Annotated in this window: 7 protein-coding genes; 3 read left to right on the top strand and 4 right to left on the bottom strand. The window is 43.8% G+C overall.

What is annotated here, in order from left to right; all coding sequences use genetic code 11:
* Positions 1-11: 11 nt before the first annotated feature.
* The 3 genes from HGG78_RS05375 to HGG78_RS05365 form a co-directional block, all read right to left on the bottom strand.
* A complete protein-coding gene (locus HGG78_RS05375; protein ID WP_172532271.1) occupies positions 12-1,031 on the bottom strand; it encodes an AbrB family transcriptional regulator in 1,020 nt (339 codons plus the stop codon).
* Positions 1,032-1,273: 242 nt separating this feature from the next.
* On the bottom strand, positions 1,274-3,448 hold the full coding sequence (gene katG, locus HGG78_RS05370) for a catalase/peroxidase HPI (RefSeq protein WP_172532270.1): 2,175 nt from the start codon (positions 3,446-3,448) through the stop codon (positions 1,274-1,276).
* Between the two features lie 401 nt (positions 3,449-3,849).
* Positions 3,850-4,170 (bottom strand): DOPA 4,5-dioxygenase family protein, encoded by a 321-nt coding sequence (locus HGG78_RS05365; protein WP_053310384.1) that lies wholly within the window; start codon positions 4,168-4,170, stop codon positions 3,850-3,852.
* A 378-nt stretch (positions 4,171-4,548) separates the two neighbouring features.
* Here HGG78_RS05365 and HGG78_RS05360 point away from each other — a divergent pair, with 378 nt between their 5' ends.
* Positions 4,549-6,435, top strand: coding sequence for a BCCT family transporter (locus tag HGG78_RS05360; protein ID WP_170907706.1), 1,887 nt, complete (start codon positions 4,549-4,551; stop codon positions 6,433-6,435).
* A gap of 94 nt (positions 6,436-6,529) precedes the next feature.
* On the opposite strand, the gene HGG78_RS05355 is transcribed toward HGG78_RS05360, so the two are convergent.
* Positions 6,530-7,420 (bottom strand): LysR substrate-binding domain-containing protein, encoded by an 891-nt coding sequence (locus tag HGG78_RS05355; protein ID WP_172532269.1) that lies wholly within the window; start codon positions 7,418-7,420, stop codon positions 6,530-6,532.
* A 105-nt stretch (positions 7,421-7,525) separates the two neighbouring features.
* Here HGG78_RS05355 and HGG78_RS05350 point away from each other — a divergent pair, with 105 nt between their 5' ends.
* Positions 7,526-8,785 (top strand): D-amino acid dehydrogenase, encoded by a 1,260-nt coding sequence (locus HGG78_RS05350; protein WP_172532268.1) that lies wholly within the window; start codon positions 7,526-7,528, stop codon positions 8,783-8,785.
* 297 nt (positions 8,786-9,082) lie between these two features.
* Positions 9,083-10,633 carry an alanine/glycine:cation symporter family protein gene (locus HGG78_RS05345; RefSeq protein ID WP_053310387.1) on the top strand — a complete coding sequence of 517 codons (1,551 nt, stop codon included), beginning with the start codon at positions 9,083-9,085 and terminating at the stop codon, positions 10,631-10,633.
* The last annotated feature ends 51 nt before the right edge of the window (positions 10,634-10,684 follow it).

Genomic DNA, 10,684 nt, shown 5'->3' with positions numbered 1-10,684 from the left:
ATTACTGTTGATCATATTCTTTTTCTACTTGGTTTAAATTTTGTCGGGTAGAGCCATTTAGCCGCTAATGGAAGCAAATGCAGGATAACCATGCGTGTGACGTGGTTGAGAACAATCAGCATCGGCTCAAGCCCTAAGTAAATAGCGGCGATGGTGATCGCTTCAATGCTACCAGGTACCCAAGACATTAATAGCACCACAAAACTTTGTTCCAATAGCAGACTAAAACCGAAGGCAAATAGCAGGGTTACGCCTAAGCTTAATGCGGCCACAATAATCCCTGAACGGGTGTGGATTAAAAATTCTCTACCAGTTATATCTTTTAGGCGAATGCCCAATAATGCGCCAAGGGCAGAAGTGGCGGCAAACACGAGCATTTGCGGTATTGCTAAGTGTGCCTCGCTCAACACGCTATTAGCGATGATCGCCGTAACCATTCCAGTCACCATATAAGGGGCTGGAATGCCGATTTTCTCCAACATGCCTCCACATACCCACGCCAACATCGCTACCGCTAATAACCAATAAGAGACAGCGTCAAAAGTAAGTTGCAAGGCTTTGGGCTCTGCGTCAGAGGCGATAATACCGGCCAGAATAATTAAAGCGACTAAACGAATAGTATGGGTAAAAATAACTTTGCTTGATGGGATTGGCTGCGCTTCATTGAGCGCTAATACTGCGGCCATGGCTCCGGGCACTGAGCCCAGCAGGCTGTCCATTTTCGACCATTGCTCTTTTTTATGCAGCCATAAGTAAGAGACACTGACTTGACCAAACATACAGGTAACCAAACCAATGAGCATCAAAGATGGTAAGTTAATAGCGGTAATATCACTGGGTACAAGCAGCCCAACGCTAATTCCTAACACTAGCTGTATAAAGGTTAGCGTATGAGGTGGCAAAGCAAGTGAAAGCTTACATTGGTGAGCCAGTAGCAAAATGATCACCGGGCCAAACATGGCCCCTAATGGGATTTTCAACCAAGAAAATAACACCGAAGCACACAACGATAGTGCGAGGGTCTTTATCATTTCACTGCCTTATTAAGTGAAACTGAACGAGTAACACACACTGTATCTGATTGGGGAAATTTGCATAGTGAATCGTATTGATTCTGTGTGATATGTAGACAGTAAAAGAGTGCCGATAACCGTCAGTAAGTGCTCATAAATAATGAGTATTTTAACAAGTTTGGATAAGCAGTTATGACGGCGAATTAGGTATAAGTAGGCCCTCACGAAGAGGGCCTTAATGTCGATATTGACCTAGCCGCTTATAATAAGTCGAAGCGGTCGGCGTTCATCACTTTGCTCCATGCAGCGACAAAGTCTTTGACGAACTTCTCTTTGTTATCATCTTGCGCGTAAATTTCAGCGTATGAACGCAAAATGGAGTTAGAGCCGAATACTAAGTCCACACGAGTCGCGGTCCATTTCACCTCGCCACTACTGCGCTCACAAATCTCGTACAGGTTACGACCTTTGGGTTTCCAGGTGTAACGCATGTCGGTGAGATTAACGAAAAAGTCCGTGCTCAAAACCCCAAGCTTATCAGTAAATACTCCATGTGCGGTGCCACCATAGTTGGTCCCGAGCATCCGCATACCACCAAGCAGTACCGTCATTTCTGGCGCTGTAAGGCGCATTAACTGAGCACGGTCAAGTAACATTTCTTCAGGGTTTACTGCGTAATCTTGCTTCAACCAATTTCGGAAACCGTCGGCAAGCGGTTCTAGCACATCAAACGATTCAACATCAGTTTGATCCAGTGAGGCATCACCACGCCCCGGCGCAAAAGGTACGTTAACATTAACACCCGCAGCTTTAGCTGCTATTTCAACGCCAACATTACCGGCCAGTACAATGGTATCGGCAATACTAATGCCAGCTTCTGTAGCAATACCTTGTAGCACGGTCAGCACTTTGCTGAGTCTTTCTGGCTCGTTACCTTGCCAATCTTTTTGGGGAGCCAAGCGGATACGCGCGCCGTTAGCCCCACCACGTTTATCTGAACCTCGGAACGTACGAGCACTGTCCCAAGCTGTACTCACTAACTCACTGATGCTCAAGCCACTAGCAACAATACTTGCTTTGACAGCATCGATATCGTAATTGCTATTACCTGCTGGCACTGGATCTTGCCAGATGAGATCTTCTTGTGGGACATCTGGACCAAGGTAGCGCGTTTTTGGCCCCATATCACGGTGAGTCAGTTTGAACCAAGCGCGAGCGAACATGTCATCGAAATATGCAGGATCTTTGTAAAAACGTTCGGCGATCTTGCGGTATTCCGGATCCATCTTCAGCGCCATATCCGCATCGGTCATGATCGGGTTATAACGGATAGTTGGGTCTTCAACATCAACCGGTTTATCTTCTTCTTTAATGTCGATAGGCTCCCATTGCCACGCACCGGCTGGGCTTTTTGTCAGTTGCCAATCGTAAGTAAACAATAAATAGAAGTAGCCGTTATCCCATTGCGTTGGGTTGGTTGTCCACGCTCCTTCAATACCACTGGTCACTGTGTTACGGCCAATGCCACGCTTGACATGGTTGTTCCAACCTAAACCTTGTTCTTCAAGATCTGCCCCTTCTGGTTCAGCGCCAAGGTTCGCGGCATCGCCATTACCATGCGCTTTACCCACTGTGTGTCCACCCGCGGTTAATGCCACTGTTTCTTCATCATTCATGGCCATACGAGCAAAAGTCACACGCATGTCCTGAGCTGTTTTGAGTGGGTCTGGATTACCATCGACCCCTTCCGGGTTGACGTAAATAAGGCCCATCATCACTGCGGCAAGTGGGTTTTCTAAATCACGTTGGCCTGAATAACGACTGTCTTTTGAGCCACTTGGTGCAAGCCACTCTTTTTCAGAGCCCCAATAAGTGTCTTTTTCTGGGTGCCAAATATCTTCGCGACCAAACGCAAAACCAAACGTGTTGAGCCCCATAGACTCATACGCTATCGTTCCTGCCAAAAGAATTAAATCAGCCCAGCTAATTTTATTGCCATATTTTTGTTTGATCGGCCATAGCAAACGACGAGCTTTATCAAGGTTTGCATTATCGGGCCACGAATTAAGTGGTGCAAAACGCTGGCTACCAGTGCCGCCACCTCCGCGACCATCGGCAATACGATATGTCCCGGCAGAGTGCCACGCCATACGGATCATCAAGCCGCCATAGTGTCCCCAGTCTGCGGGCCACCACTCTTGGCTGTTGGTCATCAGTGCTTTTAAGTCATTTTTCAATCCATCAACGTCAAGCTTTTTCAGCGCTTCGCGGTAGTTGAAGTCTGCGCCCATTGGGTCGGTTTTATAGTCGTGTTGATGCAGAATGTCGAGATTAAGTGCCTTCGGCCACCAATTCATATTAGATAAATCAGCAGAGGTAACGCCCCCGTGCATAACTGGGCATTTGCCACCAGCTCCCATACCTTTATTCTCCATTTTTTTCTCCTTGCTGCGCATTAATGCGGCTGACACTGTATGAATTAAACAATAAGCAAGCACAAAAAATATTATTTATCATTGCGTTAGGCTTAATGTAATGAACATGGAACAACCTGATATCAATGCGATCGCTCAGCGAGGCGATGTGTATACTGTCGTTCATTGATTGGAATCGACAGGAGTAGCATCTTGCTTTCAACAAAGGCATGTTTAGTTGTTTGCTGCGTTGGTTACAGACTAGACAAGATAGGGATAAAGCACTAGCTGAATGTGGCTATTAGTTTGATAGGCAAATCCTTTTTATTCTAAAACAAGAGAAGCTCTGCACCGAAAACCTAAGTTTTTAATAGTTTTCACAATAAGCCTATTTTCATAGCAAAGAGGTTACTCAAAAATAGCTAGCGTAATACGCTGGAATTAACGCCAAGCACGTCACCAAGCCATTGAACTTGATGATCTGAATGATCATAAATATCATCTCCAGATACCGGATGAATCAGTACACTCAACCCTTCGCGGTGTTCATCTAGCCATTCAATAAAGCCATCGCTATTGTCTGAAAAATGCAGCTCAAACATAGGTTTTAGATGAGGACCAACCAACATTGGCACTAATGGAAACATCGCGCGAATATCCTGACGTTGTTGGGCAATTTTTCGCTGCAATTGTTGAGCTTTATCTTTTTGTGCTAAATCGAAATAAACATGGGCATGAAACATAATGACTTCCTCTCAATTTTTTTGCAGCTTACCGCTAAATAAGCCACGAGAGATCTCAATAAATTTGCTGAAGACTTTCAGTTAATTTGAACATACCGACGCTATTTAGCCTATCAGCACGGCCATATACCTTATTACCTATACTGATTAAAACGTTAAAGACTTATAAGATGACCGAAACAAAAGGTTAACAGAACAGTCATTCCATCCAATGAATAACCCTGCCCTTACTTACTCATTCACCAAACATATATTACAAATATAATGAGTCGTTACCATATGAAATTCGAATTGTCATAATCAGATAAGCTCATAGTATTGCGCTCCAATTTACGAGGCTTTTTGCTTTTTCTCAGCAAATGGATATTAGAGAATTTTATGAAAAAACACTTTGAACTCATCGACAAACCCACTTTTTTTGGTGCGCTTGCTCTACTGTGTTCAGTAATCGTGCCGCTGTTGGTTTGGCCAACACAAGGGGAATACTGGATCAGCGTCGCCAAAACCTTTATGACCGATAAGCTAGGGTTTCTCTATCTTGGACTTGGTTTAGCGGCTTTTTTCTTTATGATTTACATTATCTTCAGTGATATTGGCCAAATAAAACTTGGTGATGCTGACGAAAAACCTGAATTTGCAACGGGGTCATGGGCTGCCATGCTATTTTGTGGGGGAATTGGAGCCAGTATTTTATACTGGGGAACCATCGAATGGGCATACTATTATCAAAATCCTCCCTTCCAATTGGAAGCAGGCAGTGAAGAAGCAATCCGCTGGGCTGCTACATATGGCATTTTCCACTGGGGGCCAATAGCGTGGTCCATCTATCTTATACCTGCTCTGCCGATTGCCTATTTCTTCTACGTACGTAAGCAGCCAGTACTGAAAATATCTTCAGCATTAATGCCAGTAATTGGTGAAGCGAGAAGCTACGGAAAATTAGGTAAATTGATTGATGTTTTGTTCATTTTTGGTTTACTCGGTGGTGCTGCTACGACCCTTGGTTTAGCAGCTCCGCTGATTAATGAAGGCATTAGTTACTTATTTGGGATCCCCTCTACCACCACCAGCCAAATTGGGGTCTTACTACTGTGTACGGCATTATTTGCTTATTCGTCCTACAAAGGGATGGATGACGGAATTAAGGTTCTGAGTAACATCAACTTCTGGGGAGCATTAGCGCTGTTGGCCTTTATTTTAGTCGCAGGCCCAACGATCTTTATATTGGAAACGGGCCTCGACTCTATTGGTCGTATGCTGTCAAATTTCTTTATCATGGCAACATGGGCAGAACCATTTGGTGGATATGGCTCATTTTCAGATACTCATTTCCCACAAGATTGGACCATTTTTTATTGGGCATGGTGGTTAGTATTTGCACCTAGCATGGGCTTATTTGTTGCGCGAATTTCTCGTGGTCGCACTATCAAACAAATGGTCGCAGGTTCCATTTTCTTTGGCTCGATGGGCTGTGCACTCTATTTTATGGTTCTTGGTAACTATGGATTATCGTTGCAATTAACGGGGCAGTTGGACGTGGTATCGATTCTAAATCAACACGGCGCCACTAAAGCGATTTTTGCCATACTTGAACAACTGCCAATGAGTACCATAGTGATTGCCGTTTTCACTATTTTATGTATCATTTTTACGGCAACAACTTTTGACTCCATCTCATTTATTTTAGCTTCTGTGGTGCAAAATAATGTGACTGAAGATCCTCTACGCTGGAATCGTCTATTTTGGGCATTCGTCCTATCATTTATGCCTTCGGTTTTACTGTTTATGGGGGGGCTCTCAACCCTACAAACAGCAGCCATCGTCGGTGGTTTGCCATTACTCATCATTGCTGTAATGTTAATGATTTCAGGGATCAAAGCAGCAACTCTAGACTTAGCCCACCAAGAAGGCTACGAAGATCCAGTCATCAATATCGAAGATTTCCCTGATGTAGACCCTTGGTCACGAGAGGGAATGGCATTAGCAAAATTCGAACGCTTAAAAGATGAAGCAATGACAGCGGCAGAACAAGAAAGAGAAAGCCTAGCTGCAATCTGGAAGTTGAAGAAAGTGATTCGGTTAGAAGCACTGGCACGTGGTGAGAATGGTTTAGAACTTGGGGAAGCTCCTGAAGATCAATTAACAGAGATACAAAGTCTAACAGAAGCAGCAATGGCTGCTCGTGAGCATAAACTACAAGCCTCAGAGGCAGCACAAGCAGCAAGAATTGAGTTTAATGAATTGCTCAAAGAGAAAGAACAATAAGCTGACTCTTCAGACACCATATTAACTTAACTGTATGAAATCGCCCTGCACTTCGGTTAGGGCGATAAGTTCTAACAAGTCACTTTTTCTAAACTTAGGTTTGTTGATTAAGCCAGCTAATAAACGCCGCAATACAATCATTTTTTCCGTTATGTATCAGATAATAGCCCGCATTTGCTTTAAGCGGTTTAAAAGGGGAAACCAAACGCTCTGTTTCTAATTCATTATCAATCAATGCCATTCTAGCCATCGCAACTCCAACTCCGGCTTCTGCGGCCGACATCGCCATATCAGTACGATTGAAAAAATGACCTTGTTGAGTTGCTATGTCTACCCCCATTTCTGACGCCCAATAAAGCCATTCGTAATCTCGCGACGCATTTGCCCACGGCATCGCATCATGCAGTAGCACGACACTATCCCAGCTTTCTTGCTGATAATGACTATGCTGTAAGTGTGGATGAGCTTGCAGGTAGGCTGCGCTCATCACTGGTAGCAGGTACTCTTCAAATAGCAGTTCCGCGTTCATTTTTTTGTAGGGCAATGGCCCGTAATCAATCGCTAAGTCGTAGTCTCGTCGGTCACTGTCTACCAGCGCTCCCTCAGCGAATATTTGAATTTGGATCTCTGGATGTTTTCTATGGAAGTTTTCTAGACGAGGTACAAGCCATTTAAATGCAAATGATGGGGTTGACTTCAGTTTGATTTCGTTAATATTTCGACTTTGATTAAGAGAGGCAATAGTACTTTCAATATCTTGAATATTCTGCTCCACCACTCTAGCAAGAGTTCGTCCTTCGTCAGTTAAGCGAATGCCACGAGAATGCCGTTCAAATAGTTTAAAACCGATCTGCTGCTCTAACTGGAGAAGCTGCTGACTAATAGCTCCTGTCGTTAAATGTAAACTCTTTGCTGCTTCACTAAAACTGCTGTATTGCGCCACTTTCACAAATGTCGACAATATGGATAAGGTATTACCTTTCATCGCTCTTGCTTATAGATATTCTAAACACTGGTGATAATTTATATCGATTGTTAATAAAAGGTAAAGCAATAAAACTACGTGCAACAACTATCTTAGGAGCAAGCAATGGATGTGATCGTATTAGGCAGTGGTGTGGTAGGGCTCACCAGTGCATGGTATCTATCTCAAGCAGGTCATCAGGTCACTGTCATTGATCGCCAAGCAAAAAGTGCAGAGGAAACCAGCTTTGCCAATGCAGGACAAATATCTTATGGCTACTCCTCACCTTGGGCTGCACCGGGTATTCCTCAAAAAGCGTTGAAATGGTTGTTTGAAGAACACGCTCCATTAAAAATAAAGCCATCCGTAGACCCTAAATTATTATCATGGATGGGTAAAATGCTTTTAAACTGCCAGTTGGATCGCTACAACACCAACAAAGCACGTATGCTCGCTATCGCAAATTACAGTCGCCTTTGCTTGGCCGATCTCAATAAAAATCACCACATTCAATATCAAGGTCGCCAGCAAGGTACTTTGCAAGTTTTTAGAACCGATAAACAGTTACAAGCAATCACGAAAGACATCAAGTTGCTCGAAGAAAGTGGCATCCGCTACCAGTTATTAGATGTAAACGGTTGTATCAAACAAGAGCCGGGATTGGCTCCGATAAGCAATAAACTGCGTGGTGGGTTATACCTGCCAGATGACGAAACAGGAGACTGTTATCTGTTTTGCCAACAACTCACCGAGCTTGCGAAAAATAATGGCGTGCAATTCCAGTTTGATACCCATATTGAACGACTCAATATAGAAGGCAAAAAGATCACTGGTGTCCAAACCGATAAAGGCGAACTAAAAGCTGATCGTTATGTTGTAGCAATGGGCAGCTACTCGACTGAGTTACTCTCACCGTTAGGCATTCATCTTCCGGTTTATCCGGTCAAAGGCTATTCATTGACTGTTCCCATCATTAATGAAGCGCTTTCACCGCGCTCAACAGTGATGGACGAGACCTATAAAGTGGCGATGACACGTTTTGATGACCGTATACGTGTCGCTGGTACCGCAGAATTGGCTGGGTTTGACCCTGCGCTTCCCGCAGCTCGCAAAGCGACAATTGAAATGGTCATTCGTGATATTTTCCCTCAAGGCGGTGATCTCGCTCGTGCTGAATTCTGGACCGGATTTAGACCTATGACTCCGGATGGCACGCCAATCATTGGCAAAACACCGTTTGATAATCTCTACACCAATACCGGCCATGGAACGCTCGGTTGGACCATGGCGTGTGGCTCCGGACAATTATTGGCTGACATTATGAGCAACAAAGAATGTCATTTAGAGACCATTGATCTGAACATGTCGCGCTACATTCAACATTAATAGCATAAAACTCCAACCTTTCATTAAATACCAGCCAAAGAGCCCACCCATATAATTATTCACCCTAAAGGATTTACTTCTCATCCTTTAGGGTGAAAAGCCTCAATACGCTGAAATTTTAGCTAACTCTAATAAACCTATCTAATTTTCATCCCATTAATAGCGTTTTGTGTTCATTGTCACGCTACTGATTATTTACAGATAAATAAATTAACAATTGAGTTACAAAAAGATTAATATGTCGTTCACAAAAACAAACACAACATCACTAAAACTACTAATAACAGGGAAATGCTTATGCAGTCATTTGTTGATTTTTTGAATGGGATAATCTGGAGTCCGGCATTAATTTATTTATGTCTTGGCGCAGGTTTGTTCTACTCGATTGTGACCCGATTTGTTCAGGTTCGTCACTTTTTTGAAATGTGGCGTCTACTTCTTTCCGGTAAAAGTTCGACTAAAGGCATTTCGTCTTTCCAAGCGTTAGCCGTTTCCCTTTCAGGTCGTGTAGGTACTGGTAATATCGCCGGTGTCGCTGCCGCTATCGGTTTTGGTGGCCCTGGTGCCGTGTTCTGGATGTGGGTGGTCGCATTTTTTGGCGCGGCAACGGCTTATGCAGAATCAACACTTGCGCAAATCTACAAAGAAGAAGATGAAGGCGAGTTCCGTGGTGGACCAGCTTACTACATCGAAAAAGCAATGGGGCAAAAATGGTATGCATGGATTTTCGCTATCTCAACCATTTTCGCCTGTGGTGTACTGCTTCCCGGCGTACAATCAAACAGTATTGGTAATGCAGTAGAAGCCGCATTTGGACCAGGCCCTATTATTGAAACGGCAATCGGTACTTTCACTTTTGCTAAAATCTTTACTGGCACCGTTGTTTCAATCATTTTGGCATTTATCATTTTCGGCGGCGTAAAACGTATTGCAAGCTTTACCCAGTTTGTGGTGCCATTTATGGCATTGGCTTACATCATCACAGCATTTGTTATCATCTTGCTTAATATTGGTGAAGTGCCAAGAATCTTCGCAATGATCGTTGGTGATGCGTTCACACCAATGGCAGGCGTAGGCGCGGCAATTGGCTGGGGTGTAAAACGTGGTGTTTATTCAAACGAAGCTGGCCAAGGTACTGGCCCTCACGCTGCGGCCGCAGCCAGTGTTGATCACCCAGCTCAACAAGGCTTAGTTCAAGCATTCTCTATTTACATCGATACCTTATTGGTCTGTTCTGCTACCGCATTTATGATTCTTATCACTGGTGCTTACAACGTTCATGGTGGTGCAGAAGGCGTATTTTTAATTCAAAACCTAGCAGCCGATATCAGTGCCAACGGTCCGGTATTTACTCAAATGGCGATTGAAAGTGCACTTCCTGGTGTTGGTAAACCGTTTGTGGCATTTGCATTGTTCTTCTTTGCTTTCACAACTATCTTGGCTTACTACTACATCGCAGAAACGAACATTGCTTACATTCGTCGTACCTTCAAAGTTAACGGTTTGATGTTTGTACTCAAGGTCGTGATCATCGCTACGGTATTCTACGGCACGGTTAAAACCGCAAACTTAGCTTGGGCAATGGGTGATGTCGGTGTTGGCGTAATGGCGTGGCTGAATATTGTCGGAATCCTCATTATCTTCTTTATGGCTAAACCGGCGATGGCAGCACTAAGAGATTATGAAGAACAACAAAAACAAGGTGTAGAGGAATTCATTTTCAACCCAGTGAAGTTAGGCATCAAAGGGGCTACATACTGGGAAGGAAAATACAAGCGTAAGACAGGCAAAGCACCCACAGCAGAAGAAGAAGAGAGTTCAACCGTTCTTGAACAACCTTCAGCGTAAATAAAAAATAAGAAAGGCAGTGGAAACTAAAAGGGGTTAGCCGAAGCTAAC

Source organism: Vibrio aestuarianus, assembly GCF_012395185.1.
GTDB lineage: Bacteria > Pseudomonadota > Gammaproteobacteria > Enterobacterales > Vibrionaceae > Vibrio > Vibrio aestuarianus.
This window is presented reverse-complemented; position numbering and strand designations above follow the sequence as displayed.

Coding starts and splice junctions, on each gene's coding strand:
- HGG78_RS05375 (WP_172532271.1), bottom strand. CDS start 1,031: ATGATAAAGACCCTCGCACTATCGTTGTGTGCTTCGGTGTTATTTTCT.
- katG (WP_172532270.1), bottom strand. CDS start 3,448: ATGGAGAATAAAGGTATGGGAGCTGGTGGCAAATGCCCAGTTATGCAC.
- HGG78_RS05365 (WP_053310384.1), bottom strand. CDS start 4,170: ATGTTTCATGCCCATGTTTATTTCGATTTAGCACAAAAAGATAAAGCT.
- HGG78_RS05360 (WP_170907706.1), top strand. CDS start 4,549: ATGAAAAAACACTTTGAACTCATCGACAAACCCACTTTTTTTGGTGCG.
- HGG78_RS05355 (WP_172532269.1), bottom strand. CDS start 7,420: ATGAAAGGTAATACCTTATCCATATTGTCGACATTTGTGAAAGTGGCG.
- HGG78_RS05350 (WP_172532268.1), top strand. CDS start 7,526: ATGGATGTGATCGTATTAGGCAGTGGTGTGGTAGGGCTCACCAGTGCA.
- HGG78_RS05345 (WP_053310387.1), top strand. CDS start 9,083: ATGCAGTCATTTGTTGATTTTTTGAATGGGATAATCTGGAGTCCGGCA.